Origin of the sequence: Cupriavidus sp. USMAA2-4 (genome assembly GCF_001854305.1) — a bacterium.
Classification (GTDB): Bacteria; Pseudomonadota; Gammaproteobacteria; order Burkholderiales; family Burkholderiaceae; genus Cupriavidus; species Cupriavidus malaysiensis.
The window spans coordinates 504,640-530,211 of the sequence record NZ_CP017750.1 but is presented as its reverse complement, the minus strand read 5'-3'; the positions used below and the strand labels follow the sequence as shown (position 1 = coordinate 530,211).

The 25,572-nt window shown below is 62.1% G+C and carries 25 protein-coding genes and 5 pseudogenes; 20 read left to right on the top strand and 10 right to left on the bottom strand.

The features are described from left to right. Positions 1-277: 277 nt before the first annotated feature. The 3 genes from BKK79_RS41020 to BKK79_RS38520 are packed head-to-tail and all read right to left on the bottom strand — an operon-like array spanning position 278 to position 5,945. On the bottom strand, positions 278-2,329 hold the full coding sequence (locus BKK79_RS41020) for an LPD7 domain-containing protein (RefSeq protein ID WP_137884916.1): 2,052 nt from the start codon (positions 2,327-2,329) through the stop codon (positions 278-280). Beyond that, complete coding sequence (locus BKK79_RS38525; protein WP_071040661.1) at positions 2,326-5,355, bottom strand: Tn3 family transposase; 3,030 nt, start codon at positions 5,353-5,355, stop codon at positions 2,326-2,328. The genes BKK79_RS41020 and BKK79_RS38525 overlap by 4 nt, the downstream gene beginning before the upstream one ends. Beyond that, the gene (locus BKK79_RS38520) at positions 5,352-5,945 is read right to left on the bottom strand and encodes a recombinase family protein (RefSeq protein ID WP_071040660.1); all 594 of its coding nucleotides are present in this window, start codon (positions 5,943-5,945) and stop codon (positions 5,352-5,354) included. Before BKK79_RS38520 ends, BKK79_RS38525 begins: the two co-directional genes overlap by 4 nt. Positions 5,946-6,136: 191 nt before the next feature. On the opposite strand from BKK79_RS38520, the gene BKK79_RS38515 reads away from it, so the two are divergent. The 8 genes from BKK79_RS38515 (at position 6,137) to BKK79_RS38480 (ending at position 9,173) form a co-directional block, all read left to right on the top strand. Then, positions 6,137-6,514: a type II toxin-antitoxin system RelE/ParE family toxin gene (locus tag BKK79_RS38515; protein WP_071040659.1), complete on the top strand. Its 378-nt coding sequence runs from the start codon at positions 6,137-6,139 to the stop codon at positions 6,512-6,514. Continuing rightward, on the top strand, positions 6,495-6,830 hold the full coding sequence (locus BKK79_RS38510) for a helix-turn-helix domain-containing protein (protein ID WP_071040658.1): 336 nt from the start codon (positions 6,495-6,497) through the stop codon (positions 6,828-6,830). Before BKK79_RS38515 ends, BKK79_RS38510 begins: the two co-directional genes overlap by 20 nt. Before the next feature lie 12 nt (positions 6,831-6,842). Further along, the gene (locus BKK79_RS38505) at positions 6,843-7,202 is read left to right on the top strand and encodes a transposase (RefSeq protein ID WP_071040657.1); all 360 of its coding nucleotides are present in this window, start codon (positions 6,843-6,845) and stop codon (positions 7,200-7,202) included. After that, positions 7,199-7,594 carry a hypothetical protein gene (locus tag BKK79_RS38500; RefSeq protein WP_071040656.1) on the top strand — a complete coding sequence of 132 codons (396 nt, stop codon included), beginning with the start codon at positions 7,199-7,201 and terminating at the stop codon, positions 7,592-7,594. The genes BKK79_RS38505 and BKK79_RS38500 overlap by 4 nt, the downstream gene beginning before the upstream one ends. Before the next feature lie 23 nt (positions 7,595-7,617). Next, positions 7,618-7,944: a hypothetical protein gene (locus BKK79_RS38495; RefSeq protein WP_071040655.1), complete on the top strand. Its 327-nt coding sequence runs from the start codon at positions 7,618-7,620 to the stop codon at positions 7,942-7,944. Next, positions 7,941-8,441: a transposase gene (locus tag BKK79_RS38490; protein WP_071040855.1), complete on the top strand. Its 501-nt coding sequence runs from the start codon at positions 7,941-7,943 to the stop codon at positions 8,439-8,441. Before BKK79_RS38495 ends, BKK79_RS38490 begins: the two co-directional genes overlap by 4 nt. Further along, positions 8,438-8,809 (top strand): hypothetical protein, encoded by a 372-nt coding sequence (locus BKK79_RS38485; RefSeq protein WP_071040654.1) that lies wholly within the window; start codon positions 8,438-8,440, stop codon positions 8,807-8,809. The genes BKK79_RS38490 and BKK79_RS38485 overlap by 4 nt, the downstream gene beginning before the upstream one ends. A gap of 70 nt (positions 8,810-8,879) precedes the next feature. After that, the gene (locus tag BKK79_RS38480; RefSeq protein WP_071040878.1) at positions 8,880-9,173 is read left to right on the top strand and encodes a HigA family addiction module antitoxin; all 294 of its coding nucleotides are present in this window, start codon (positions 8,880-8,882) and stop codon (positions 9,171-9,173) included. A 110-nt stretch (positions 9,174-9,283) separates the two neighbouring features. Here the strand turns inward: BKK79_RS38480 and BKK79_RS38475 are convergent, their stop codons facing one another. Together BKK79_RS38475 and BKK79_RS38470 are read right to left on the bottom strand one after the other, a co-directional pair. Beyond that, positions 9,284-9,535, bottom strand: coding sequence for a hypothetical protein (locus tag BKK79_RS38475; RefSeq protein WP_071040848.1), 252 nt, complete (start codon positions 9,533-9,535; stop codon positions 9,284-9,286). Positions 9,536-9,638: 103 nt separating this feature from the next. Further along, positions 9,639-10,196: a hypothetical protein gene (locus tag BKK79_RS38470; protein ID WP_071040847.1), complete on the bottom strand. Its 558-nt coding sequence runs from the start codon at positions 10,194-10,196 to the stop codon at positions 9,639-9,641. 32 nt (positions 10,197-10,228) lie between these two features. Between BKK79_RS38470 and BKK79_RS39965 the strand changes: the two genes are divergently transcribed. The 8 genes and pseudogenes from BKK79_RS39965 to BKK79_RS38440 form a co-directional block, all read left to right on the top strand. Continuing rightward, positions 10,229-10,444, top strand: coding sequence for a DUF4160 domain-containing protein (locus tag BKK79_RS39965; protein ID WP_084085842.1), 216 nt, complete (start codon positions 10,229-10,231; stop codon positions 10,442-10,444). Further along, on the top strand, positions 10,428-10,676 hold the full coding sequence (locus BKK79_RS38465; RefSeq protein ID WP_071040846.1) for a DUF2442 domain-containing protein: 249 nt from the start codon (positions 10,428-10,430) through the stop codon (positions 10,674-10,676). Before BKK79_RS39965 ends, BKK79_RS38465 begins: the two co-directional genes overlap by 17 nt. 561 nt (positions 10,677-11,237) lie before the next feature. Next, positions 11,238-12,704 carry an MFS transporter gene (locus BKK79_RS38460; RefSeq protein WP_071040877.1) on the top strand — a complete coding sequence of 489 codons (1,467 nt, stop codon included), beginning with the start codon at positions 11,238-11,240 and terminating at the stop codon, positions 12,702-12,704. A 40-nt stretch (positions 12,705-12,744) separates the two neighbouring features. Beyond that, the gene (locus BKK79_RS38455; protein ID WP_071040845.1) at positions 12,745-14,007 is read left to right on the top strand and encodes a M20 family metallopeptidase; all 1,263 of its coding nucleotides are present in this window, start codon (positions 12,745-12,747) and stop codon (positions 14,005-14,007) included. 26 nt (positions 14,008-14,033) lie between these two features. Then, a complete protein-coding gene (locus tag BKK79_RS38450) occupies positions 14,034-14,678 on the top strand; it encodes a trimeric intracellular cation channel family protein (protein WP_071040876.1) in 645 nt (214 codons plus the stop codon). Positions 14,679-15,024: 346 nt separating this feature from the next. Next, positions 15,025-15,306 (top strand): annotated as a pseudogene (locus BKK79_RS39960) (IS6 family transposase); the annotation flags it as partial. A 124-nt stretch (positions 15,307-15,430) separates the two neighbouring features. Beyond that, the gene (locus tag BKK79_RS38445) at positions 15,431-16,753 is read left to right on the top strand and encodes an IS5 family transposase (protein WP_071037935.1); all 1,323 of its coding nucleotides are present in this window, start codon (positions 15,431-15,433) and stop codon (positions 16,751-16,753) included. A gap of 41 nt (positions 16,754-16,794) precedes the next feature. Continuing rightward, a pseudogene (locus BKK79_RS38440) lies at positions 16,795-17,211 on the top strand (IS6 family transposase); the annotation flags it as partial. Positions 17,212-17,367: 156 nt separating this feature from the next. On the opposite strand, the gene BKK79_RS38435 reads toward BKK79_RS38440, so the two are convergent. Both BKK79_RS38435 and BKK79_RS38430 read right to left on the bottom strand, forming a co-directional pair. Then, positions 17,368-18,648, bottom strand: a complete 1,281-nt coding sequence (locus BKK79_RS38435) for a sensor domain-containing diguanylate cyclase (RefSeq protein ID WP_071040844.1) — start codon at positions 18,646-18,648, stop codon at positions 17,368-17,370. 132 nt (positions 18,649-18,780) lie between these two features. After that, the gene (locus tag BKK79_RS38430) at positions 18,781-19,557 is read right to left on the bottom strand and encodes an EAL domain-containing protein (RefSeq protein ID WP_071040843.1); all 777 of its coding nucleotides are present in this window, start codon (positions 19,555-19,557) and stop codon (positions 18,781-18,783) included. A gap of 319 nt (positions 19,558-19,876) precedes the next feature. Here BKK79_RS38430 and BKK79_RS38425 point away from each other — a divergent pair, with 319 nt between their 5' ends. The 3 genes from BKK79_RS38425 (at position 19,877) to BKK79_RS38415 (ending at position 22,895) form a co-directional block, all read left to right on the top strand. Further along, positions 19,877-20,131 carry an H-NS histone family protein gene (locus BKK79_RS38425; protein ID WP_071040842.1) on the top strand — a complete coding sequence of 85 codons (255 nt, stop codon included), beginning with the start codon at positions 19,877-19,879 and terminating at the stop codon, positions 20,129-20,131. A 236-nt stretch (positions 20,132-20,367) separates the two neighbouring features. After that, the gene (locus BKK79_RS38420) at positions 20,368-21,231 is read left to right on the top strand and encodes a DNA-binding protein (protein ID WP_071040841.1); all 864 of its coding nucleotides are present in this window, start codon (positions 20,368-20,370) and stop codon (positions 21,229-21,231) included. A 341-nt stretch (positions 21,232-21,572) separates the two neighbouring features. Next, a complete protein-coding gene (locus BKK79_RS38415) occupies positions 21,573-22,895 on the top strand; it encodes an IS5 family transposase (RefSeq protein WP_071037935.1) in 1,323 nt (440 codons plus the stop codon). A 127-nt stretch (positions 22,896-23,022) separates the two neighbouring features. Here BKK79_RS38415 and BKK79_RS39955 read toward each other — a convergent pair. The 3 pseudogenes from BKK79_RS39955 to BKK79_RS38400 form a co-directional block, all read right to left on the bottom strand. Continuing rightward, positions 23,023-23,262 (bottom strand): annotated as a pseudogene (locus BKK79_RS39955) (FAD-dependent oxidoreductase); the annotation flags it as partial. 34 nt (positions 23,263-23,296) lie between these two features. Then, positions 23,297-23,689, bottom strand: a pseudogene (gene folE, locus BKK79_RS38405) (GTP cyclohydrolase I); the annotation flags it as partial. 58 nt (positions 23,690-23,747) lie between these two features. Then, a pseudogene (locus BKK79_RS38400) lies at positions 23,748-25,160 on the bottom strand (phage integrase family protein); the annotation flags it as partial. A gap of 297 nt (positions 25,161-25,457) precedes the next feature. Between BKK79_RS38400 and BKK79_RS41015 the strand changes: the two are divergent. Then, complete coding sequence (locus BKK79_RS41015) at positions 25,458-25,535, top strand: YHYH domain-containing protein (protein WP_223819874.1); 78 nt, start codon at positions 25,458-25,460, stop codon at positions 25,533-25,535. Positions 25,536-25,572: the final 37 nt, after the last annotated feature.

Genomic DNA, 25,572 nt, shown 5'->3' with positions numbered 1-25,572 from the left:
AGCCCTGCCAGTAACGGCTTTCAGGGAAAGCGCCAGATTTAGCACGAAAAGTACGATTACCCCAATTAGAGCTACCAAACGGAGACGTGGCACCACTGCAGCATCACAATGTCCGATTTTCGCGGACGCGAAATTTTCGTAATTGGCTCAAAGTAAAATATGGCACGAACAATATTCACAAAATGTAACAGCCATGCCATATCGCCTTCTCTACCGCAAGGTATCAGTACACAATGCTGTATCGGTCAGCTGGCCCTAACTTGTCGCTGAACTTCGCCTACCTCTCGACGTCCTTATCTTCCTTGCCTGGTTTCACATTGCCACGATCGCGCTCTTGAGCTTCTGACTTCGCTCGTGTCGGCTGTCGCGCCGGAATCGTACTCTCGTTTTTCTGCTGCTCGACAAACCGGCGGCCAGCCTCACGCTGGGATGCCAGCTCGGCGGCGCGCTGCTCCCTGATCTGCTCGGCACGCCTGTTATCGAACCGGACATGCAAGCCTGCCTCGGCGGCGATGCGCGCTGCGCGCTCCTGGAATTCGGCCGGTCCCGACAGCTTGAGCCGGTCCCCAAATTTTGCCTGCGCGAGCCGTAGAGCGGCCTCGATCGCGACACGCTCAGTCCGTAGCAGCCTGACGCTCTCGCCCTTGTCCTCAATCATGACCCTGCCGGCGAGCGAGTAGATGACGTCACCGTTTTGCCGAACACGAAAGCGCACCTCGCGGCCGCGATAGAAAAGGCCGTTCGGCTCCTGAGTTGCCTTGGCCGGCAGGATCTGCCCGACAATGGGATCGAGCGGCGCGGAGGCGCTTCGCGATCGGCGCCGTAGCTCGACCAACGCGGCCGCCTCGCCCGCCTGCGCGCGCTGCTGCAGGAACTGCCGGTACTGGTCCGCTACCGGAAGCCGGAACGGCGCCCGCTCTTGGCGGATTACGGATCGAAGCGCCGATTCCGCCGTGACGTATTCCATCTTCGCAACCGACAACGCGGCCTTGCGCTGTGCCGGCGGAAGACCGGCCGCCGCCGACCTGGCGTCACTCAAGCGAAGTCGTATCGCCTCGCGCCTGGCGCGCTCGCTGGCCAGCTGCGCCGCCAGCTGCGAACGCAGGCCGCCACGTGCGCGCCGTTGGTCCTGGAACGCGCGCCACAAGGCACGATCGGGCGGGAACCGCGGCGCCATGCCGGGATGGCGGTCGACCTGACGGCCGTAGGATTGCTGCAGGATAGTGGACGCTTCCGCCCACGGAAGACGCATTTCCTTGGTCATGAAGTCGCACACGTTTAGGTGGCGATTCCCGCACAGGATGCGTGCGCTTCCGTCCGGCGCCGATGTCACCTTGTACTTGTCGACCAAAACCCCATGCGATCGCGAGAGTTCGGCCAACAAGCGGTTGGCGTCCAGTTGCTGCTTGATCTCCTGGAACAAAGGCAACCTGCCGGCGCCGCCGGCCCGCTGCCGTTCCGTAAAGTCTCGCGCGACCTGGCTCACGACCGAATCGTTAACCCGGCCGCTGCCCCTTACTGACTTGCGATCGCGGGGCCGTCGCAAAGCGTGATCGGATTCGCTTCGCCCGTTTCCCAACTGATCAGGTGCATGATGCGGCAATAGCACTGAACCTTCTTCCCGCGCGCGTACCACACGGCCGCCGGGCACGTTTCGCAGACGGTTGATGCTATGGGCCTGCTCGACTTGTCTAAGCGAGCGAGTGTCGTACTGCCGATCTGCACGATTGGCGAAGGCTCTATTGCCGCCTCTTCCAGCGGCTCCTGGGCCTCGTCCGGCCACGCCGAGGCCATATCCACCAAGTTCAGCTGATCGGCGCCCTGTGGTGCGTTCTGAGCGGTCCTGGAGGGTGTCGCGGCCGGCGTCGCCGGAAGGCCGTTTGAATCCGTACTCGTATCCGACCCGGTTTTTCCCAGCGTATCGTTCTGGCTCATGGTCTTGCTCCTGGTTGAGTTTGTGTTTCTGCTCGAAGTCTCCAGCCACCAGCGGCGCGCGATCGCGCGTCGGGTGGCCGCCAAACTGATCGATCGCGCGGCCGTCATACCCGGCGCGGCCTGGTGTACTGCGCAGCTCGCCCCGGTCAGGTCGCTCGCTGCCGCTCCTGCTCGGCTGCTTGAACCCGTAATCTGGAGCGAATGGGTTTTTACCTGTGAACGGCTCCCGATCAAAATTCGGCTCGGGATACCTGGTATAGAACCTGGTCGCCAGCTGGTCGAGAATCTTTTCTCGGTCCTCCGGTGACGCCTGGCGGTAGGCTTGGTACAGCTTCTTATTCCCGCTGTTGACGTACTTGGGGTTGTAAGCCGGAACCGCCGAAATTTCCGTCATCCCAACTCCAGCCCCGCCACGAGCGCGTCCAGGTCGATCATCTTGCCGTCGCTCTGGAAGGTGTAATGCCCGTTCAGCAGGATGTGCCGCCAGGCCGCCGGCGACATCTGGGTGATGAGCGCCAGCGCTTTGTTATTCCCGGCTGCCTCGTACTTCGTCAGCAGCCGTGACAGGATGGCCGAGTTGTAAAAGATGACCGCGTTGGCGATCAGTCTGGCGCACTGGTTGCTGATTTCGATCTCGATGTCGGTACGCCCGGTCAGTTCCTTCTTGCCGCCAACCTGGGCGATGGTCGAACGTAGCTGGTGGTAGGACTCGATGCGGTTCTGCGAGCGGTGCACGTTGCGCTCCAGTTGAGGATCGCGCAGGTAGCGCAGCGTGTAGATGCTGCGGATGAGCTTGTCTAACTCGAACACCGCGCGCCGCGTCGGGTTTTGCGCGGTGTAGGTGCACAGCTTGCGGATCAGCGTGCCCTGCGTCATCTCCTTCAGCCCGAGCGTGGCGACGATCTGGTCGATGTTCGGCTTTTCGCTGATGATGAGATCGCGGTCGATTTTCCCGACCGGCCGGATCAGGCACTTCTCGTACAGCGCCGGATCGTCGGCGCAATACAGTTCCTGCAACTGGCCTTCCATGTCGGTAAAGCGCGGCTCGAAGCGCAGGCCGAACCAGTGCAGGATGGCAAAGTTGGCCTTGTTGACGCTGTGCATGTCGCCGGTGATCGCGGTCGGCACGATGTCCGAGGTGTTGCGATACCAGATGTCGAACACGTGATGGGCCTCGTAGTCGTGCGCGCCGATCAGGTAGCCGTTGAGCGGCACGTGATTGCACAACAGCGTGTAGGCGACTACGCCCTTGCCACGCCCGAAGTATTTGCGCGAGTAGCGCGCCTTGACGGTCGGCCGCTCGACGCCGAATTTCTGGCCATCGACCGCACCGTACAGCGCATCGAGGTCGAACGAGTAGTACGGGAAGATCGGCAGCGCGGCAATGGCGTTGCTGATGCAGTCGTTGGCCGCGTGCAGCGTTGCGTGGCGCAGGTACTGCTGGTAGGCGCTCTCCAGCACGTGGTACGGGATGTCGCTGGTACGCGCCATGACCTGGTTGCCGTGGTTCATCGCCTGCGCGATGATGACCGCCATCAGGCTGTCGCCGTCGGCGACCTTCTTCGCATAGCGCGGCTGCAAGGGCGTCAGCGCCGACAGGAATTGGCACTGACCGTTGACGAAGCGAAACACGTCGGCCACGTCGCAGAACGGCAGTTGCTCGTAGAACGCCTTGTCGCGGGCCTTCTGGTTCTCGCCCTTGGGCTTGCGCCAAGTCAGCTTCTGCGTGTCCTTGTCGTATTCCAGGTGCGTCAGCTTGCCCTGTTTCAGCTCACGGTTGAATGCCAGCCATTGCGCGTGCAGCTCGGCCGCCAGCGCATCGAGCTGGGCATCGACCGACTGCCGCAGGAAGGGGATGTCCATCTGCGCCAGCGCGTCGGCCTTGTCGTCCATCGAAACCAGCTCGTCGGAGAAATGACGGTGCTGCAAGCTGTCGTCGAGGTAGAGTTCCCCCGCCTGGAAGCGCTTCCTGACCTGGCGGTACAGCCAGAACTCGTAGCGGTCGGCGTGCAGGCCCGTCGGCTTGCCATCGGCATCGAAGGTCAGCAGGTACGGCCGCAAGCGTTTCGGCAGCGTGGCCGCCGGGCATTCGGCGAGCGGCCGTTGCGATAGGCGCTGCTGTTTGGCGAACACGCCCTTGGCCCAGACCAGCGCCGCGAGCCACGGGCTATCCGGATCGGTGCCGGCAAGGTCGAGCGCGACATATAGCGGCCGAAGATGGCGGCGGATACGCTCGGCCAAGCCGTCCACCGCCTGCCAGTGCAGCGCCAGTTTGCTCACCGGCTTCACGCTCATGCGCTGCGCGGTGGTTTGCAGCGTGTCGCGCGGCATGATCTTGTAGGCGCGCTGGCGCACATCGCCGAACGGCGTGGGATCGGGCACGCTGTCGTCGATGTAGAGCGAAAGCAGGCGCCCGACCTGCGGGGTGTCTTGCTGACGGCGCGCCTGCTCAGCGGCAAAGGACTGCTTTGCGTCAGCACTGCCTTCGTCCTCCAACTGCTTCATGTGATAGGCCATCGCATCGACCAGGTTGTCGGAGAGCTGCCGGTAGCGCACCCAGGCATAGCACAGCAAGTAGAGTTGGGTCTGATCGGTCTTCAGGTTGCGCAGGTCGTGGACGGTGTAGAAATTCGCCAGGCTCGCGTAGTACAGCAGGTTTTGCTGCGAGACGCCGAGCTTGGGCAGCAGCGCCTTCGCGATACCGTGCAGCGGCTCCAGCGTAGCGCGCTTCTCGCGCTCGCGGGCCATCTGACGCCAGCCGAAATCCTTGGCATCCTGCTTGAGCGCCGCCAGTTGCGACAGGGTGTCGTCGCGCACCAGAAGCTGACCCAGCGCGGCCTTGGCGGATTCGTCCAGCGCTTGCGCCAGCAGGTCGCCCAAACGCCGACGCTCGGCGGACAAGGCTTCGCTGACCAGTTCTTGCAGCGTGGTGTAACCGGGCCGGATGATTTTGTGCTCGTTGAGCCAGACAATCAGCTCGGTGGCCACGAATCCGGGCGTCACGTCGCGGCGCACGATCAACGCGGCCTGCTGCGCGAGCTGCGGCAAAAAGTCGGCTGCCCACGACCGGTAGCCGAACAGGTCGGCGATTCGTTCGCGCTGGGCGTAATGCTCGTGCTTGGTGATCTCTTTCCGCTCGAATGTCTCGCCGTGAAAGTAGCGGCTCAGCACGAAGGCGCAATCGTCTTCGACCTCGTTCCAGTCGAAGCGGAAGAAGGCGTGCTTGGCCTTGAAGTAGCCGATCTGCAAGACGCAATAGACCTGGGCGGTGAGGCTGGGGCGGCTGCTGGCGAGCGCCAGTTCGGTTTCGGTCAACGCCAAGTATTCCAGCCGCTGGGTGTCGTCGAAATCCGGCAGGCTGTACAGGGCTTCCTGCTCGGCGTCCGACAGGACGGTCAATCGTTCGCTCTTGGTCGTCATCGCGATGACGCTCCACGGGAGCCCATCCAACCGACCCGTGCCAGGGTCTCGATCAGCGTGGTTCGCTTGACGCCGAAGTTGCGGCATACCGCCGCCTTGGACATGCCGCCGTCCAGCGCGGCGATGATGGCGTCCAGCTTCTCGCCGGTGATCGCCTGCGGCCGGCCGCCGATCCGGCCGCGTTTGCGCGCGGAGGCCAGGCCGGCGACGACGCGCTCCTGGATCAAGGCGCGCTCATACTGCGCGAGCGCACCGAACACCTGAAACAGGAACTCGCCCGAGGGCGTCGTGGTGTCCAGGTTCTCCGTCAGTGAGCGGAATGCCACTCGCTTGTCCTTGAGCGAGGTCACGATGGCGAGCAGGTGCGACAGCGAGCGACCAAGGCGGTCGAGCTTCCACACGACCAGCACATCGCCAGGTCGGACGAATTCGAGCGCCCGCGCCAAGCCGGTGCGGTCATCCTTCGCGCCGGAGGCGCGATCCTCGAACAGGTGACGCGGATCGACGCCGGCGGCGAGCAGCGCATCGCGCTGCAAGTCCGTGCTCTGGCGGTCGGAATCCGACGAAACGCGCATGTAGCCAACCAACATAGGCGGATAACCATCGAAAATAGGTTTCCGTATGGTAGCGCGTGGCGACAGAGTTTTCCGCACAATTTTGAGGCCACCAGGAGGTTGGTGCACAGGACTGTTGCAGATATGTCGCAAAACAAATGTTTGGCGACACCTGCTTTGCGCCTGTCGTGCTTGCCGTATTACCTGAACAGGTATAAACTGCCGCCATGGTCGATAAAGAAAAACCGCTCGAATGGATCGCGAGCAGCTACAAGGATCTGATGGCGTTGCCGCCTGACGTGCGTCGGCGTTTCGGTTACGCGCTGTCGCTGGCCCAGATGGGCGACCAGGACGACGCGGCGAAGGTGCTCAAGGGCTTCGGCGGGGCCGGCGTGCTGGAGGTCGTCGAAGACGATGCCGGCGGCACGTATCGGGCGGTCTACACGGTGAAGTTCGCGGAAGCGGTGTTTGTCCTGCACTGCTTCCAGAAGAAGAGCAAGAGCGGGATCGCCACGCCCAAGGTGGACATGGACATCATCCGCGCTCGGCTGAAGGTGGCCGAGGCATTGGCACAGGAGCTACGAAATGCAAAAACGAATCATTGAAGGCGTCGAGGTTCAACGCAGCTCGGGCAACGTCTTTGCCGATCTGGGACTGCCCGATGCCGAGAAACTGAAGATCAAGACCGGCCTGGTGATCGAGATCAGGAAGGCGATGCGGGCCCTTGGCCTGACACAACAGGCGGCGGCCAAGCGCATGGGCATCCCGCAACCGAAGGTGTCGGGCATGATGCACGGCGATTTCACCAATCTGTCCGAACGCAAGCTGATGGACTGCCTGAACCGTCTCGGCTACGACATCGAAATCAAGGTGCGGCCGGCGGCCGAGCCAGTCGGGCATCTGACGCTCGCCACCGCCTGACCGGGGGCACCAATGGCCGCGCGTATCACCGACGACGAATGGGACAAGCTGTCCCCGGAGAATTTCGAGACGCATTCGCTGCTGCGCGCGGTCGATGCCGTGGACGAGCTGCGCGACGACCTCAACGATGGCGAATACGCTACGCCGCCCCAGCTTCGTACTGACCTGCTGAAGCTGCATCAACTGGCGATGGCGGTTATCAACGAGAGATCGCGCAGCCAAGTGGCCGACCTGTTCGAGCTGGCCGGCGATCTGGATGAGCAGGTGTCCACCATGATGACCAAGCTGGAAGAGGTACAGGAAACGCTGTCACGGTTGACGGCGCTGTACCCGGACAGCTTGTGCTACGGCGGAATGGACGGTGACGCATGATCGGCTGGTGGATCGTCGTATCGACGCAAAGCCCGGAGGAACGCGACCGCGCCGACCAGGACGCCCGCCGTGCGGCCATCCTGGCGCAGTGGGAGACGGGCGCGGAGGGTATCCGCTGGATTGAACACCTGGCGGAAGCTGGCAAGGCTACCAAGCTCGCCGGAGGGGGCTACCCGAACCGCTATACCGCCCGTGCTGGCGACGTGCTGCCGCTGATCCAGGGCGGCGGCATCCAACCGCCCAAGGATGGCGTTTGGATTTTCGGCATCGACGAGGGCGAGGAATACGCGCAGCCGCCCGGCTGGATGGGAAAGGTTGAAGTGCATTCCGACCGCGTGGCGGCCTGTCCTGCCGATCAGGTCTTGACCATCGACGCCTGGGATCAGTCCTGAATGTTTTTGGAGACAGCTACATCATGAGCCGCAGCCGCCGCAAAACACCTATCGTCGGGCACACGACCTGCCGCAGCGAGCGCGAGGACAAGAAGCTCTGGCATCAGCGCTGGCGCACCCGCGAACGCATGGCGCTGGCCAGCGCATCGCCGGACGCCCTGAACACCCATCTGCCTCTGCTGGAAAACCAGGTCAGCAGCGTTTGGTCGATGGGCAAGGATGGCCGTTCCTACTGGCCCCTCAAGCGCCAGGCCGCCACAGCGGATCGCATCGCCAACCACAAGGGACGCAACCCGCAGGAACGCACTTCCCTGAAACAGCGCCTGCTGCGCAAGTGGATGAGCAAGTGAAGCTTTCCCTCCATCAGCACATCGCGCTGTTCTGGATGATCGGCGCTCCGGGCGTCTTCGCGCCCGTGATCGAGAACGCCAAGCGGCCCGATGCCGGTGTCGTCATGGCGTGGGGTGTCGCCATCGTGGCGGTGATGATCCTCTTCACGCCCTTACTACTGCGCTGGCCACCATTCCGGCGCTGGTACGGCTGGACGGATGCGCTGTCGGAGCGTCAGCGCCAGGCGCTTGCCCAGCGCAACCTGCGCCGCTACTACCAGATCGCTTTCGATGACGGCTACGTGTCCCGCGTGGTGCCCTACGTGTGGCGCATCATCTGGACGGTCGGCGGGTTGATGGCCGTGACTACTGTTCTGCCGACCAACACGGGACGGCCAGCCTTCGATGCCTTGGTGGTCTTCTCGACCTGGTATCCGATAGGCGTGATGCTGCTGGTTTTCGCATCATGGCCTCTTGGCCGATTGATTCGCCAAAGAGCGCAGGAGCGACGGAAATGAGCATGCCGAGCATCGAGGCGCTGGCCAGCGCATGGGCACAAATTGCCGAGGAAGTGGAGTTCCCCGCCGACTACGAGGGCACGGCTTCGCCCGAAGCGCATGAGGCCAGTGAAGCCATTCAGGAGCGGATTCGGGAACACATCGTCGCCACCAACGACATGCGGCTGTTCGGCCTGCTGCACTTGCTGGGGCAGGCGTCGCTGCGCATGGAGCAAGTACTGTGGCCAGAGGACTATGATCGTATGACCCGCGAGGTCCAAGAAGCCCTACGGGAAGCCAACGACCCCAACGCCAAGTTGTACACTCACGAAGAAGTCATGCAGGCGATGCAGGAACGTATCGACCGGGCGCGAGATAAGCCACGTTGATCGGCTGACGGAATTTTCGGCGGTTCCGGCTTACAACCCCTATCAGGATTATCACTGAGGAGTTCACATGGTGATGAAACACCACCCCCACCCGGGCGAGCTGTTGCGTGAGGATGTGCTTGGCCCACTCGGGATCGATGTAACTGATGCAGCACACCGTCTCGCTGTGTCGCGCACGACACTTTCGCGTGTCATCAATGGCCGTGCCGGGATTAGTCCCGACCTGGCCATCCGCCTCGAGCGAGCGGGGGTCAGCACGGCCCGTTTCTGGATGACGCTGCAAACCAACTACGAACTTAGCTTGGCGGAAGAGCGTGAACAGCCGGAGGTCATGCCTTTACAGACCGCCGAGAGTGGCGCCTAGGTAGAAGAACCGGACAGCATAGCGCCCCAGAGACCTCCGGTCTCTGGGGCGCAGATATGCCGCTTCTTTTTTTTCTGCCGATGGTGGCCGGCGAAGGCGCAGGAGGGCGGTCAGTCAAACAAACTTGCAACGAATGCGACCGCTGCGGCAGCGGCGGCGAGTGGTACCGAAATTGGCGCGGACACCGTTGCACCCAGCGCGGTCGCTCCGATGACGAAGGTCTCAGCGGCTACCGCGCCCAACAGCGCGCCCGATCCGGCCGCCACGGCGCTGCGGCCTGCACTGACGTCGCTCGACCCCGTGATCTTCTTCGAGGCCTCATTGCCGGCCATCCCCGCGGCAACCGCATTCCAGAACGTCATACTAGCCTCAGGAACAAGGTCCGCGGACAATCCGCAGACCTCACCCGACGGATTTTAACTGATTCTTACAATCTGCATTTACCCCGCAGTAATGATTGCCGGGTTACGCGGCCGCGGCTGCGGGCTCGGCGAGATGGGTCTGAAAGGCGACCAGCATTTGCTCCAAGCTCGGCAGTCCAAAGAGACTCTCTGCGATCTCGACGGCGTTCACATGTCCGGCGTTGAGGTTGATCCCCGCCATGCGCTGGTCCAGTTCTGACACTCCCTTGATCTTGCAGAGTTCGCGTTTGGTCGTCGCCTTCGAAACGTTCAAGCACGAGATGCCGTTTGGATCGCTTGCCGAGACGTCCAAGTCGTAGACTTGCGTCCGCAGGTTCGTTCGCCAGTTCGGATCCTCCTCGATGATGCAGAGCCCATTGTCCGCTACCAGGTGCGCGGGCAGCGTCACTATCAGCCCAGAGGCCGCGATCGTGTGCTCGTCGAGCTTCTCCACCATCTGGTCCGACGTCGAACCAAACACCTGGCCTTTCGAGAGCGCAAAGTAATGGAGCTTGTCGCAGACACGCCGAGGCTGAGACTTGTACTGTGAGAAATCCGAATAGCCGCACAAGCCCGGCATGGCGAGTTGCAGATCCGTGGTGCGCTCGTCGAGTTCTTCCATGGAGACGCAGTCGAACACGTTGTAGATGATGTATCCGATTCTTCTTCTATTCGAACGAAGGGGATCCGCGCGAGCCGGTCCACATCCACGCGCAACTCGGCGCCAGCGTGGCGAAGATCTGGCTTTATCCCGTTGTCCGCGTCGCCAGCAGCTCAGGGTTCTCCGCGAAGGACCAAGCGACGCTGACGGCGGTAGTGGAACAGAACCGCGAATTGATCGAGGAGAGATGGAATGAGCGTTTCAGCTAAGGAACTCCGGATCGACGACTACGCAATGTGGGTCGAACTGGAGGATGGTCGCACGCTCGGCGTGCCGCTCGCCTGGTTCCCGCGGCTTTTGCACGCCACGCCAGAGCAGCGGAACCGCTACGAAATCAGTGCGACCGGCTTGCACTGGGACGACCTCGATGAGGACATTTCGGTGGAAGGCTTACTCGCCGGGCGCGGCGACATGACCGCGCGGCACGCCCATGCCGCCTAAGTACGGATGGTGGTCGGCGCCAGCGCGCCTAGTGGGGTAGCTCGCCGCGCGGCGAGCTACCTGACGCCCCAGTAATTTAACATAATCTTTATTATGCGAAATCTAACTGTAGCAGCAACGCGGTAATGTCCGGTTCTGGCAAAGCTGAAATGTCCGCTTGAGCGCCGAACCATCCCGTCATCGGCCGACTGGACCATGCAGAGTGACGGAGGATCTAGCACATACAGTTTGCGCTATGGTGCTCCCGCGAATGGGAGGCAATGGATGTTGCTAAGCTTTTTGGAGGCTTATGATCCGCTCCCCGCCACCATGCCCGTGTCGCGATCAGCACATCTGCGGATGCAGTGAATGGATCAGTCAGCAAGTTGTTGATTTTGCAAGAGTTTTTGTGGGCGCCGACCGGGAACCCGCATAAATACTTGGGGCCGCGATTCCGATAAACTGCAGCGAAAACGAAGGGATACCGATCGCTAATACACTAACATGGTGTTGATTGATTTGATCTTCCCGAGGATGCGGCCGTCGGGATAGGCCAAGTTTTCAGGCGCAATGGTGAGCGACATGGATGCCAATGTTGAGTCAGCGGTCCGGTACGAGGGCAACGATCGGCTGCTTTTCGGCATCATCATGGGCGTTGTGGGCTTCTGGCTGTTCGCCCAGACCACGCTCAATATTGCACCGGACATGAGCCGCGACATCGGCTTGGATGCGAGCATGATGAACGTCGCGGTGGCTATCACCTCGCTGTTCTCAGGCATCTTTATCGTGGTGATGGGCGGCTTGGCCGACCGCGTAGGCCGCCTGAAGATCACTCGCATCGGTTTTTACCTGAGCATCGCTGGTTCGCTGCTGGTCGCAATAACGCCGCAGGGCCCGTTGGCCGCACCAGTCATCTTGTCGGGGCGGGCGCTGCAAGGTCTGTCGGCTGCGTGCATCATGCCGGCCAGTCTGGCCTTGGTGAAAGCCTATTGGGATGGTCCTGGACGTCAGCGCGCCATCAGCATGTGGTCGATCGGTTCCTGGGGTGGTTCGGGCTTGTGCTCACTCGTCGGTGGTCTGATGTCGCAGAACTTCGGCTGGCGTTCGATCTTCTGGATGGCTATCGTGGTTAGCGTGCTCGGTCTGTGGATGATGCGCGGCACGCCGGAAAGCCAGGCGAGAGCCACGGGCGGCTACAAATTCGACCTGTCTGGCGTGCTGGCTTTCATGGTCGCCATGGTGGCATTGCAGGTGCTGGTGACACAGGGCAACAAGCCGGGTTGGACCAGTGCGACGGGCCTGGGGCTACTGGCTGCAACGGTGGTGTTCGGCTGGCTGTTTTTCCGCATCGAAAATAAGGTGTCCAATGCGTTCTTCGACTTCAGCCTGTTCAAGAACGGGACCTACACTGGTGCGACGATCTCTAACTTCCTCATCAACGGCACCGCCGGCACGCTAATCGTGTCGCTGCAACTGGTGCAACTCGGCGGCAACATGGACGCCCAGCAGGCCGGCTTCCTGACGCTGGGCTACGCGATTGCCATCATTGCGTTCATCCGAGTGGGCGAGAAACTGTTACAACGCTTCGGCCCGCGCAAGCCGATGGTCTGGGGTTGCCTCATTACGGGGCTGGCGATCCTGATGGTGTCGCCTGCCAACCTGCTGCTGTCGGACTACAAGCTTCTCTCGATCGTCGGGTACACGCTGTTCGGCGTCGGCCTGGCGTTCTATGCGACGCCCTCGACCGACGCGGCGCTATCGAACCTGCCGGCTGCTCAGGTTGGTTCCGGTTCGGGCATCTACAAGATGGCCTCATCGCTCGGCGCCGCCTTCGGCGTGGCGATTTCCGCCGCCATCTTCACCGCGCTCAGCGCTAACAGCGAAAGCGTGAACTGGCTTGATGGCGTGATCACCTTCGCCGGCCGGCAGGATAACCTGGCCGTGCGCGAAGCCGCCATCGTTGCATTGGGCTTCAACGTCCTGATGGTGGCGATGGCCATCGTCTCAATCATGCTCACGGTGCCCAAGGGGACGAAGGCGCAAACCTGAATCTCCAGTTCAACGTCACTTCGCCACTTCTGGAGCTATCATGAATGCCCTCACTCAAGCCCTCGACCGCGCCGATCCCGCACTGATGGCCGAACTCGAAGCGCTCTATAAGGACCTCCACCAGCACCCCGAGTTGTCGATGCAGGAAGTCCGCACCGCGAAGATCGTCGCCGACGCCATGGAAGGTCTGAGCTACGAGGTGACGCGCAACGTCGGCGTGACTGGCGTGGTCTGTGTGATGAAGAACGGCACAGGCCCGACCGTGATGCTACGCGCCGACATGGATGCGCTACCGATGGCCGAGGACACCGGGCTGCCGTATGCCAGCACTGTGACGGCGCGTGACGATGAAGGCGTAGAGGTTGGCGTCGCGCATTCATGCGGTCATGACATGCACGTGACCTGGATGATTGGTGCCGCGCGTATCCTGTCTGCAAATCGCACCGCCTGGAGCGGCACACTGATTATCGTATTTCAGCCGGGTGAAGAAACGGCCGAGGGCGCATCCTCCATGGTGCGTGACTGGGGCGAAGGCCGCTTTCCGAAGCCCGACATCATCCTCGGTCAGCACGTGATGGTCGGCGCGGCCGGCACCGTGAACTACCGGCCCGGTATCACACTGTCGGCGGGAGACAGCCTGAAGATCAAGCTGTTCGGACGCGGTTCACACGGCTCGCAGCCGCAAACCTCGATCGATCCGGTGATCATGGCCGCAGCGACCACGCTGCGCCTGCAGACCATTGTCTCTAGGGAAGTCGCGCCGACCGAGCCGGCGGTGCTCACGATCGGCTCGTTGCAGGCCGGTACCAAGGAGAACATCATCCCCGACGACGCTACCATCAAGCTGAACATGCGCACCTTTAGTGAGGACACGCGCGAGTATATGCTCAGTTCGATCCGCCGCATCTGTTGTGCCGAGTGCGACGCCTCCGGCGCCGAGCGCCCACCCGAGTTCACCACCATCAACAGCTACCCGCTGACCGAGAACGACCTGGCCGCTACGCAACAGGTGGCACATGCCTTCGACCGCCAGTTTGGTGAGAAGGCATCGCTGGCACTCGGTCCGGCATCGGCCAGTGAAGACTTCAGCATCTTCGGTCGCACCTGGGGCGTGCCCTATGTGTTTTGGTTTGTCGGAGGCACCGATCCGGCGGTGTACGCCAAGGCCAAACAGGAAAAGACCATCAACAAAATCCCCAGCAACCACTCACCGAAGTTCGCGCCGCAGATCCATCCGACGCTGGAGACCGGCTTGCAGGCCATGCTGACTGCCGCCAGCGCTTGGTTGTGTCCCCGTGTGTGAACGTCCACGAATTGGCTCCTGCCAGCCTGAATGATCACCGTCTGTTCACGTTTTTTGATCTGGCCGGCACCTTTGCCTTTGCCATCAGCGGTGCCGTCGCAGCCAGAGACCGCGGCCTCGACTGGTTTGGTGTCATCGTTATTTCCTTTGCGGTCGCTTGCGGCGGGGGCGTGTTGCGCGACCTGTGCATCGGGGCCGTGCCGCCCGCCGGACTAACCGATTGGCGCTATCTCGCCGTCGCCATGGTGGCGGCATGGATGACGCTCGCTGCACGCGCACTGGTCGTGCGCCTTGCTCATCCGGTGACCCTGTTCGATTCTTTGGGGCTGGGGTTCTTTGCCGTCACTGGTGCGCAGAAGGCGATGATTTTTGGCCATAACGCTGAGGTGGCGATGCTACTCGGCGTAGTTACCGCCGTGGGTGGTGGTGTGGCGCGTGACGTGCTACTCAATCGGGTGCCGGTGATCCTTCGGCGCGAGGTCTATGCGTCGGCGGCGCTGGTGGGCGCCGTCATCGAAGTGGCTGGCGAGCGCCTGGGATGGGTATCCAGTGGGCGGACCTGGGCCGCCTTGATGGCGTGCTTCGCGCTGCGTTACCTCTCGCTGCGGTACCAGTGGAATCTGCCGCGCTCCCTCGGGCATGATGGCAATAGGAGCGGATCAGACAAATGATGAGTGCGGGACTGTGGGGCTATCGGCGATGGCACAACGACACGACTGGCATCGGGGCCGGTCCACAAGCTAGATACAATGCATTCAGACGCGCAGGTTGACCAGCGTGATGGCAGCAAGCCTGTCTGTATTCGCGCGTCGCCTGTGGTTCTCCACCAGTTGCTTGTGGCATCGGCCATATTACAGGCGCTGTCAGGAAGGAGGGGCGCTCGAAGTATTCACCCTAATCAGGCTTTTCCCAACAGGAAGCCGCGAGGCGGGTTCACGGCATCACTCATAGCGGTTCTGTCGCAGTGAGCCTTCGGTAGATGAGCTGGTGTCGGACACTCGTGTCTGGGCAGCAGTAATGAACCCGGAAGTGGCGAAAGTCTTGAAGAGCCGGCACTACCCGCTGGAAGTCATGTTGAACTGTGTGCGCTGGTACGTGGTCTATCCGCTGAGCCCGCGTCATCTCGAAGCGATGCTGGCCGGGCGTGGCATCTCAGTGGACCATTCGATTGTGCACCGCTGGGCGCCGAAGCTGCTGCCGGCGCTGAACAGAATCTTCCGTCGGCAAAAGCGCCCGGTGAGTAAGAGTTGGCGCATGGACGAAACCTACATGCAGGTACGCGGCAAGTGGAAGTACTTGGTCGGCCCTGAACAATCCCGGAAAGCCAGGCGTAGCAAGGCATTGAGGGAAGAAGCGGATATCAGGAATTGCAAGGATGAGGCATATTGGCACACAGAATCCTGCAAATTCCGACGAGGTCTGAATGGGCCCAACGCCGATCACGCCGCAGACTGGCGAGTTGTTCAAGCAGCCGCTGGCTGAGCAAATCAACATGCGCCACCCCTTGGTGCAACTGGCGGGGCTGATCGACTGGCAGGCCCTGGAGCAAGCGCTGTCGGAGAGCTTCATTTCGAAGCGTGGCCGCCCGGCGACACGCCCGCGACTGATCGCCGGCCTGCTGTACCTGCAGCATGCATTCGACCTGTCCGATGAAGACGTGGTGTGGGGCTGGGTGGAGAATCCCTATTGGCAGTTCTTCACAGGCGAGACGTACTTGCAGACCGATCCGCCGGTTGATCCGTCCAGCCTGTCACGCTGGCGTCGCCGGCTGGGTGAGGCGGGCGTCGAGGAATTGCTGGCGCACACGATTGAGGCGGCCCGGCGTGCCGGTGCAGTCAGGGAGTCGAGTTTGCGACGCGTGATCGTTGACACCACCGTCATGGAGAAGGCGGTGGCACATCCGACGGATTCGCGCCTGCTGGAACGAGGCCGAGTGCACTTGGTGAAGGCAGCGAAGCGGCTGGGCTTGAAACTGCGGCAGAACTACAACCGCGAGGCACCGAGACTCGCCGCACAGATCGGGCGTTACGCCCATGCGAAGCAATACACGCGCATGCGGCGCACCCTGCGGACCCTGCGTTCGCGCGTCGGGCGGGTGTATCGGGATGTGGAGCGCCAACTTGGTGCCGTGCCCGAACCGCAGCGCAACGCACTGCAAGACCTCCTGGCACGAGTACACCGACTGCTGACACAGCGCACCGACGACAAGAACAAGCTGTACGCCTTGCATGCGCCGGAGGTTGAGTGCATCAGCAAGGGCAAAGCCCGCAAGCCGTATGAATTCGGTGTGAAGGTGTCGATCACGACGACGCACAAGGAAGGGCTGGTGATTGGCTCTCGCTCCATGCCCGGCAACCCGTATGACGGTCACACGCTCTACGAGGCGCTCGAGCAGGCCCAGATTCTCTCTAACGTCCGTCCGGAGATTGCCGTGGTGGACCGCGGCTATCGCGGTGCAGAGGTGGATGGCATCCGCATCCTGCGCTCAGGCCAAAAGCGAGGTGTTACCCGAGTCATCAAAGCGATGATTAGGCGGCGCAGTGCGATCGAGCCTGCCATTGGGCACATGAAGGCCGACGGCAAGCTCGATCGCAATTGGCTGAAGGGCACACTCGGCGATGCCCTGCATGCAGTCCTCTGCGGCGCAGGCCATAACATCCGGTTGATCTTGCGGAAGCTGCGGCTTCTTTTTGCCTGGTTTCTTTGCTCCCTACATCTCGAGCAGCTCGCCACATCACTTCGCTGAAGCGCTCGGCGAGCCCGCAGAGGGAATTATTCAGGGCCGACTACTTGTACCGGGCCGTCGACAGCACGGGTAGCACCATCGACTTTCTGCTGCATGCCCAGCGAGACAAAGCAGCGGCGCGGCGCTTTTTCGAGAAGGCGATTGCGCGGCACGGCCAGCCCGACACGGTTACCATCGGCGGCAGTCCGACCAACCTGGCGGCGCTGCACAACCTCAAGGCCCGGCTGGCAACGCCCATCGTCGTGCGGCGAGTCAAATATCTGAACAACATCGTCGAGCAGGACCACTGGGCTATCAAGCGCCTGACCCGGCCGATGCTGGGATTCAAGGACTTTCGCTGCGCTCGCATCCTGCTGGGTGGCATCGAGTTGATGCACATGCTTGCCAAGGGCCAGATGCTGGACCCTGCGGGGAGCGGTCCGTCCGCTGCAGGCCAATTCTATTCTCTGGCCGCATAGACGCTGCCTGAACTCCGCGGCGCCTCGTCCCAACTCGCTTACTGCGACAGAACCGGCTGACATCTTCAGCCTTCCAAATCTCGATGCGCATGCGTTCTTCGGATTGTAGTCCGATAATTTGACAACTCCGATGAGCCTCCATCTCGTGACCTTAGCTCAACTCGGGTCAGGTGAGGCTTTTCTCTCATTCCCCGAAACTGATAGACGGTTGCGCCCCCCCCGCTTCGCCTCGTAAAGCGCGGCATCGGCACGGGCGATAAGTTGATCGATTGTTTCGTCCAGCGTGAGTGTCGCAAGTCCAAGGGAAAGCGTCAGCGTGGCAACTTCGGCGTCTTGAAAGGCGTTAACGCGGGCCCGGATACGCTCGGCGAGTTCGATGGCATCAACTCGCGTGCAATTATCGAGCACGACCACAAACTCTTCACCGCCCCAGCGAATCACTGCGTCGCGACTGCGCACCGCTTGCCGCAAGATGCCGGCAACTTCGGTCAGGATGCGGTCTCCAGTGGGGTGACCAAAGTGGTCGTTAATCTGCTTGAAGTGGTCAATGTCACATATGATCAGGGTAAGCGGGCCGCCACGTGTCCGGGCGTTCATGTAGGCGTCGCCGAGGATCTTTTCGCCATAATGACGGTTGTGCAGGCCAGTGAGCTTGTCCTTGGTTGCCGCGTGCCACAGCGCCTGCTCCATTTCGACCCGTCTGGAAATGTCCTTGCTGACACTGATGTAGTGAGTGATTCGGCCTTTGTCGTCGCAGATCGGCGAAATGCTCTGCTCGGCGTGGTAAAGGGAGCCGTCACGTCGCCGATTGATGAAGGTTGCGCGAAAATCTTGGCCGCTCGCAAGTGACCGACGCAGAGCGGCATAAAAAGCCTCGTCATGCGTCCCGGATTTAAACAAGGCGGGCGTTTTGCCCCTGATCTCCTCGACCGCGTAGCCGGTAGCATTAGCAAAGGCTGTGTTTGCGAAGATGATCCGTGCTTTTTCGTCTGTTAGCATCACAAGGTCACTAGTCGCGTCGAGTGCGCGTGCTAGCAGGCGGTTCGCACGTTCCGCGCGTACGTAGTCGGAGATATCCTCCTGCACCGAGACAAAATTGGTGAGCACTCCACTGTCGTCGCGAACCGGCGAAATGTTCCACCGAACGATGTAGCTTGAACCGTCTTTACGATAGTTCGTTGCAGTACCCTCAAAAAAGCGGGCCTCTTTCAAGCAGGTGCGAAGGTCATCGATCACGGCGGGATCGGTGTCCGGTCCTTGAAGGACCTTGAGAGAGCGGCCGCGCAACTCGTCCAGAGAATAACCAGTCATTGCACTGAACGCCGGATTAGCGATTTGTACTCGGCAACCTGCAGAGAGATCGGCATCGGTGATCACGATCGCGTTCCACGCTTGCATGACAGTGGCCTGAAACAGTTTCAGCAGTGGTGCGCTCATGTGCTATTCCCGACCTGGTTGAACAGGATCCCGAGATTCATGTGACCCAGCCCTACACCGACTTGACCGTTTGACCTGAGACGGGATAATCGGCGCGCCTACAACCACTCCATTCAAACGTCTGTGGTAACATTAGTCTGCATTCGATATCGATGGAATCGCCCTGAAAGCGGGTTTCGCGAACAGATAGCCTTGCATGAGCGTTATACCGGTTGCCGCAAGGAAGTCGCGCTCGCCCGGCGTTTCAATCCCTTCGGCGATCACGCGAATTCCCAGGTCGTTGCAGATCGTCAGAACGCCGCAAGCAATGCGCTGACGCACGTGATCCGCATCGATGCCACGCACAAGTGCCATGTCAAGCTTGATCAGGTCGGGCTGGAACTCCGCCAGGAGCGTAAGGCCCGAATACCCCGCGCCAAAGTCGTCGATTGCGGTCTGGAAGCCGAACGACTTATAAGCACGGAAAATCTGTAAGAGATGGGGACGGTTGATGATGTTTTCGCCTTCGATCGTTTCGAAGATGATCCGGTCGATTGGAAAGCCGTATTTTTCGGCCGCTTCGAACGTGGTGCGAATACATGCGGCGGGTTGATAGACTGCATTCGGCATGAAGTTGATCGACAGGAAGCTGTCCATCCCCATCCCGGCCGCCTGCTCAATCGCAGTGGTGCGGCAACGCTGATCAAAACGATAGCGGTTCGCATCATCTACTTGCGACAACACCGATGCCGCAGACTCGCCATTGGGGCCGCGCACGAGGGCTTCATACGCATAGGCGCCGCCCGATGTCAGATCGACGATGGGCTGAAATGCGAACGCCATTTCAATCGGGGCCGCCTCATCGGAACTGCAACCGGAGCAGCTGCCATGTTGCGCCGCTGATTGGCTTGAGCCATGGATCTGGATCATGTTGGCAAAACTCAGAAAAAAATAACGGTCAGGCAAGCATCATGCCGCTCGAAGGGCAATGTCCCAATGCAGCTGAAAGTTGGGGCGGCGGGAGTTGCACAGGTTCGTTGCACGCTGTGAAAGGACCTGCGGCCCTCCGATTAGCTACCCCGTTGACTCTCATATATTGCGATTAAATCTTGTTTGTTGGAATTATGCGGGCGAAGTATAGCGAGGCAAGGCGGGGGGACGCCAGTGCTGGCGAACGCGGTGGCGTCTATGCTGCAGTGGCGGTGCGATGAGCGGCCACACGCGCCGGGACGGTGTACCATGCAGGGCCATGTCAGTTGAAATTGAACGCGCCGAGGCGGTGACCTGGATTCGAGTCCAGATGGCCCGTCATGGCATCACCCCCGCAGACCTGCTGGCGGCCGGCTGCTTCGGCCCGCGCCCGCGCCAGCGCTCCGCTGTCGCCACGCCCGCCCGCTATGCCAGTGCCAACGGCCAAACCTGGGACGGCGAGGGGGCTATGCCCGATTGGCTGCAGCGCGCGGTCAACGCCGGGCAGTCCGCAGACTTCTTCCGCCAGTTCTAGCAGTCGCGCTATCTCTGTGCGCCGAGGAGTGATGAGCCCGCTCGTCGCCCTGTCGCCCCTCGTCTTCCGCCTTGCCCAAACTGCCCGCCCGTCCGCGCGGCGCGGCCCCACTTCGTCTCCCCCCAACCGTGGCCCGTCGCGCCACCGCCCGGGCATCCACGCCCCCTTGCTTACGTAAATCACCTTTCATAACATCCATAACATAACGTTACGAAACAAAGCGAAAAGGAGTAAGCATGGCTCGTGAAGCCTCGATCACGCAGGAGCAGGTGAATGCCGCCGCTGAGGCGCTGCGCGCCGCCGGCGCCAAGCCGACGGTACGCGCGGTCCGCGAGCGCCTCGGGAACATCGGCAGCCAGGCGACGGTCATGCGGCTGCTCGACGTGTGGAAGGGCCAGCAAGTTCCGGCGGCCGAGGTGCCAGTCACGCTGCCGGCCGCGTTCCAGGTGGCACTCGCCAACTACGTCGGCCAGGCGGTGGCGGATGGCAAGGCCGCGCTGGCAGCTGAACTGGCGGAGCAGCAGCAGATCAGCGCGGACCTCGCGCTTGAGAGCGAGCGGCTAGGCACGACGATCGAGCGACTGGATCAGGACCTGGATATCGCTGTCCGTGAGCGCGAGGCGGTGGCCGGGCGGGCAGCGCAGTTGGAGGTGGATCTCGGCCTGGCGCGCGGTGAGACGGAGCAGGAACGGCTCGCGGCGGAGATTGCGCGCACGGAGCTGGCCAAGACCCAACTGCGATTGGAGGCGATGCCTCGCGTGGAGGCCGATCTGCAGGCACTACGCGAGGCGCTGGAGCGCGAGCGCGCCGGGCGCGTCGCAGCCGAGCAGGGCGCGGCGGTGGCGATCGCCCGCCTGGAGGGCGAGGTGCGCGAGCGCCAGCGGATCGAGGCGGAGTTGCAAGCTGTGAAGGAGCGCGAAGCGCAAGCCGACCAACGGCTCCAGGAGGCGCACCGCGAGCACGTCGGGTTGCTGCGCGAGCTGGCCGAGGCACGCGCGGAGTTGCAAGCCAAGGGTGCCGCGCCTAGCCGTGCCGTCGAGACCCAAGAGGCGGCGTCTGCGGCCAAGGTGGAGCGCAACACCGCGCCGCGCAAGAAATAGGGGCCCGGCCGATCCTTGTCGGCCATCGCAGCGAAGCGCGCGCGCAAAGATGCCGAGCGCATCGCGAACCGCACCCGCCGACGGCGGGAGCCGGCCACCGACTGATGCGCATTACTGACAAATGAGGGGCCACCGCCAGAGCGGGCTGCCGGGCGGCGGCCGAGCCGTCGCGAGCGTGCCAAGGCGCTTATAATAGATTACTGATGGTCTATAATTAGTCGGCCCTGAACAATCCCGGAAAGCCAGGCGTAGCAAGGCATTGAGGGAAGAAGCGGATATCAGGAATTGCAAGGATGAGGCATATTGGCACACAGAATCCTGCAAATTCCGACGAGGTCTGAATGGGCCCAACGCCGATCACGCCGCAGACTGGCGAGTTGTTCAAGCAGCCGCTGGCTGAGCAAATCAACATGCGCCACCCCTTGGTGCAACTGGCGGGGCTGATCGACTGGCAGGCCCTGGAGCAAGCGCTGTCGGAGAGCTTCATTTCGAAGCGTGGCCGCCCGGCGACACGCCCGCGACTGATCGCCGGCCTGCTGTACCTGCAGCATGCATTCGACCTGTCCGATGAAGACGTGGTGTGGGGCTGGGTGGAGAATCCCTATTGGCAGTTCTTCACAGGCGAGACGTACTTGCAGACCGATCCGCCGGTTGATCCGTCCAGCCTGTCACGCTGGCGTCGCCGGCTGGGTGAGGCGGGCGTCGAGGAATTGCTGGCGCACACGATTGAGGCGGCCCGGCGTGCCGGTGCAGTCAGGGAGTCGAGTTTGCGACGCGTGATCGTTGACACCACCGTCATGGAGAAGGCGGTGGCACATCCGACGGATTCGCGCCTGCTGGAACGAGGCCGAGTGCACTTGGTGAAGGCAGCGAAGCGGCTGGGCTTGAAACTGCGGCAGAACTACAACCGCGAGGCACCGAGACTCGCCGCACAGATCGGGCGTTACGCCCATGCGAAGCAATACACGCGCATGCGGCGCACCCTGCGGACCCTGCGTTCGCGCGTCGGGCGGGTGTATCGGGATGTGGAGCGCCAACTTGGTGCCGTGCCCGAACCGCAGCGCAACGCACTGCAAGACCTCCTGGCACGAGTACACCGACTGCTGACACAGCGCACCGACGACAAGAACAAGCTGTACGCCTTGCATGCGCCGGAGGTTGAGTGCATCAGCAAGGGCAAAGCCCGCAAGCCGTATGAATTCGGTGTGAAGGTGTCGATCACGACGACGCACAAGGAAGGGCTGGTGATTGGCTCTCGCTCCATGCCCGGCAACCCGTATGACGGTCACACGCTCTACGAGGCGCTCGAGCAGGCCCAGATTCTCTCTAACGTCCGTCCGGAGATTGCCGTGGTGGACCGCGGCTATCGCGGTGCAGAGGTGGATGGCATCCGCATCCTGCGCTCAGGCCAAAAGCGAGGTGTTACCCGAGTCATCAAAGCGATGATTAGGCGGCGCAGTGCGATCGAGCCTGCCATTGGGCACATGAAGGCCGACGGCAAGCTCGATCGCAATTGGCTGAAGGGCACACTCGGCGATGCCCTGCATGCAGTCCTCTGCGGCGCAGGCCATAACATCCGGTTGATCTTGCGGAAGCTGCGGCTTCTTTTTGCCTGGTTTCTTTGCTCCCTACATCTCGAGCAGCTCGCCACATCACTTCGCTGAAGCGCTCGGCGAGCCCGCAGAGGGAATTATTCAGGGCCGACTAATTATTAAAATTGAATAATTTATCCTAAGGTGCACGATGAGCGAGATCTTCCACCGCCCGGACCTGGCCCAGAAGATGGCTATCCAACTCATCGAACAAGGCGATCAGGTTCGGGTAGGTGCGCGTATTGAAGACGAGAAAGCCGGTATCGACACCGAACACCTGGCCGCCCTCCTCGATGTCGACCGTGTTCGTGTGCCCTCCCAGTCGAGGAGCCGACTCAAACAGCGTCACGGCGTGACTCTTCGCAAGAAAATGCGCCGCGGCCAGCCCGGAGATACCCGAGCCGACCACCGCGATGCGCTGCCGAAAAAAGTGATGGATGTTCGAATTGCGCCCTCTGTGGGTGTGAATACGCTCATTCGTTGTTGCGGCCGGGCAGCAGCGCCAGGAATTCCCGCCGCAAATTGGCATCCGTCAGGAACACGCCGCGCATCGCGCTGCTGACCATGCGTGACTCGTCGTCCTTCGCGCCGCGCCAGTGCATGCAGTAGTGCTCTGCCTCCAGCACAACGGCCAGGCCGTCCGGTGCCATGCGCTCCTCCAGCAGGTCGGCGATCTGCTTGATCGCCTCTTCCTGGATTTGCGGGCGGCTCATCACCCAGTCGATCAAGCGGGCATATTTCGACAGGCCGATCAGTTGTGACTCCTGATTTGGCATCACCCCGACCCAAGCGCGCCCCATCACCGGACACAGGTGATGCGAGCAGGCGCTGCGCACGCGCAGCGGGCCGACCACCATCAGCTCATTGGGGTCGCTTCAGAAAACGGAAAATATTGCACGCTAAGCCAGTCGGCACGGACGTCGGCTACCGAGCGGCAAAGGCCTGACCTATTTGGTGTGCCCGCTTGACTTCGTCGCTTTGCAAGTAAATCGAGGTGGTGGCCACCGACGCGTGGCGTAGGTTATCGCGCACGGTGGTCAGTTCCGCGCCGCGAGCGAGGGCGTGTGTAGCGTGGGTATGCCGCGTCCAGTGGGGACTGGCTCGGCGCAGCTTTTCGGCGAGTGTCGGGTGGTCGCCGGCGATGATGTCCGCGGCCTGGCCAAAGAAGCGCCGCATTACCATCCACAGCCGGGTGCCGGTGATGTTAGTGACGCTGTCCTGCTCCAGGCTGGCGATCAAGGGTGTCCTGGGGTCCCAACGGGCTGGTGTCACCGGCAGTCCGCGCTGTACAAGATGCTGATCGAGTGCGGTTCGCGCAAGTGGCGGTAGCGCCACCTTTCCCGGGCGCCCACCTTTGCCGACCAGGTGCAGCCAGCGGTCGTTGCGCTCGTCAGTGCGGATATCGCCCAGCGTCGCGCCAACCAGTTCGCTGGCCCGCAGGCCGGTCGCGTAGGCAAAATCGAGAATGAAGCGCAAGCGCTGCGCTGCGGGCACGTCCCACCCGTACGACCATTCCAGGCCATCGGCAATGGTGCGCACCAGCAGCCATTCGCCCTCAGTAAAGCCACGTGTGGTATCGAGTGGCGCGACCCGCGTGCGGCCGCGGACTTTGATGCCGGCAAACGGGTTGGCCAATACATAGCGCTGCTCGATCAGCCATCGGAACATGGCGCCCAGCACCGTGAGGGCGTAGGCCGTCGAACGTGCCGATAGCCCCCGTGCGAAGGGGCGCCAGTCGGGCGCGCTGCGTGCCCGCGGTGGCCCGATCCAGCGCTCACGCGGAGTTGGTCGCCGCAGGAACCCGCGGTAGGCGATGGCGTCCTCGGTCGTAAGCGACGACAGCGCCCGACCGCGCTCGATAATCGCCCACAGGATCAGGCGTTCCGCCTCCTTGCGATAGGCGCGCTGCGTGGTCTGGGTTTCGTGCAGGGCGAGCCAGGCCTGCACGGCTTCGTAGTCGTTCGATGCGTCGAGCGTGCAGGCCTGTCGCGGTGCCCGGAAGCTGCCTCGCGAGCCGTCCACCTCGTCGGGCAGTTTCAGCCGCTCCCACGGGACCACCTCGCCTGGCGGCGCGCCGACGATCAGGGCACGCGCACGCTCCGTCAACCGCGGATGGGCGTGGAAGAAGGCCTCGATGTGCCGCGCGCTCGCTTGCCCCAGCCCCGGGATCGCGCCCCACCAGCGGCGCCGGCGCGGCACGCGCACGGTCAGGTCCGCCAGTGTGGAAATGCCGTGGGCTCGCAATGCGCGCACGGCCCGCGGTGCCAGCCACAGTTCAATGTCGTCGGTGACCTGTGGCTGCGGCGCAGGCAGAGCACGCAGAACCCTGATGGCCTGGCCATCGGCGAGGCCATCGGGATTGCGGGGACGCTATGCGTCGATTCACCTACAAACTTGGGCGCCAGCGGCCGTCAGCATTTTCGTTAAGTTGCTGAGGTGCGTTGGCCGTAGCGAGCGCAGACAGTTGTGACACAGCCGCAACAGCCCTACCGCGGCGGGGAGGGCTGGCAATCGCAGTGATGATAGTGTGGAACTTGCGGCAGACTGAGACCGCTAACCAACACTCCAGGGAGACCTTTCTTGAAACGGATCACCATCATTCTCACGGCCGTTCTGGCCTGTGCGTCGGGCGGCGTGTGGGCGCATAGTGGTGGGACTGACAGCCAAGGCTGCCATATGGACCACAAGACCGGCATTCGTCACTGCCACTGAAGTCAAGCAGTATTGCGGCGTCCGCCGACATCGCGGA

What these genes read in the sequence shown, in the direction of transcription:
- BKK79_RS38520 (WP_071040660.1), bottom strand. Translation starts at nt 5,945, where the DNA reads ATGTTGGTTGGCTACATGCGCGTTTCGTCGGATTCCGACCGCCAGAGC.
- BKK79_RS38420 (WP_071040841.1), top strand. Translation starts at nt 20,368, where the DNA reads ATGGCTCGTGAAGCCTCGATCACGCAGGAGCAGGTGAATGCCGCCGCT.
- BKK79_RS38500 (WP_071040656.1), top strand. Translation starts at nt 7,199, where the DNA reads ATGATCGGCTGGTGGATCGTCGTATCGACGCAAAGCCCGGAGGAACGC.
- BKK79_RS38495 (WP_071040655.1), top strand. Translation starts at nt 7,618, where the DNA reads ATGAGCCGCAGCCGCCGCAAAACACCTATCGTCGGGCACACGACCTGC.
- BKK79_RS38470 (WP_071040847.1), bottom strand. Translation starts at nt 10,196, where the DNA reads ATGGAAGAACTCGACGAGCGCACCACGGATCTGCAACTCGCCATGCCG.
- BKK79_RS38445 (WP_071037935.1), top strand. Translation starts at nt 15,431, where the DNA reads ATGGGCCCAACGCCGATCACGCCGCAGACTGGCGAGTTGTTCAAGCAG.
- BKK79_RS38430 (WP_071040843.1), bottom strand. Translation starts at nt 19,557, where the DNA reads ATGATCCAGATCCATGGCTCAAGCCAATCAGCGGCGCAACATGGCAGC.
- BKK79_RS38425 (WP_071040842.1), top strand. Translation starts at nt 19,877, where the DNA reads ATGTCAGTTGAAATTGAACGCGCCGAGGCGGTGACCTGGATTCGAGTC.
- BKK79_RS38415 (WP_071037935.1), top strand. Translation starts at nt 21,573, where the DNA reads ATGGGCCCAACGCCGATCACGCCGCAGACTGGCGAGTTGTTCAAGCAG.
- BKK79_RS38455 (WP_071040845.1), top strand. Translation starts at nt 12,745, where the DNA reads ATGAATGCCCTCACTCAAGCCCTCGACCGCGCCGATCCCGCACTGATG.
- BKK79_RS38525 (WP_071040661.1), bottom strand. Translation starts at nt 5,355, where the DNA reads ATGACGACCAAGAGCGAACGATTGACCGTCCTGTCGGACGCCGAGCAG.
- BKK79_RS38475 (WP_071040848.1), bottom strand. Translation starts at nt 9,535, where the DNA reads ATGACGTTCTGGAATGCGGTTGCCGCGGGGATGGCCGGCAATGAGGCC.
- BKK79_RS38460 (WP_071040877.1), top strand. Translation starts at nt 11,238, where the DNA reads ATGGATGCCAATGTTGAGTCAGCGGTCCGGTACGAGGGCAACGATCGG.
- BKK79_RS41020 (WP_137884916.1), bottom strand. Translation starts at nt 2,329, where the DNA reads ATGACGGAAATTTCGGCGGTTCCGGCTTACAACCCCAAGTACGTCAAC.
- BKK79_RS38485 (WP_071040654.1), top strand. Translation starts at nt 8,438, where the DNA reads ATGAGCATGCCGAGCATCGAGGCGCTGGCCAGCGCATGGGCACAAATT.
- BKK79_RS38505 (WP_071040657.1), top strand. Translation starts at nt 6,843, where the DNA reads ATGGCCGCGCGTATCACCGACGACGAATGGGACAAGCTGTCCCCGGAG.
- BKK79_RS38515 (WP_071040659.1), top strand. Translation starts at nt 6,137, where the DNA reads ATGGTCGATAAAGAAAAACCGCTCGAATGGATCGCGAGCAGCTACAAG.
- BKK79_RS38510 (WP_071040658.1), top strand. Translation starts at nt 6,495, where the DNA reads ATGCAAAAACGAATCATTGAAGGCGTCGAGGTTCAACGCAGCTCGGGC.
- BKK79_RS38435 (WP_071040844.1), bottom strand. Translation starts at nt 18,648, where the DNA reads ATGAGCGCACCACTGCTGAAACTGTTTCAGGCCACTGTCATGCAAGCG.
- BKK79_RS38465 (WP_071040846.1), top strand. Translation starts at nt 10,428, where the DNA reads ATGAGCGTTTCAGCTAAGGAACTCCGGATCGACGACTACGCAATGTGG.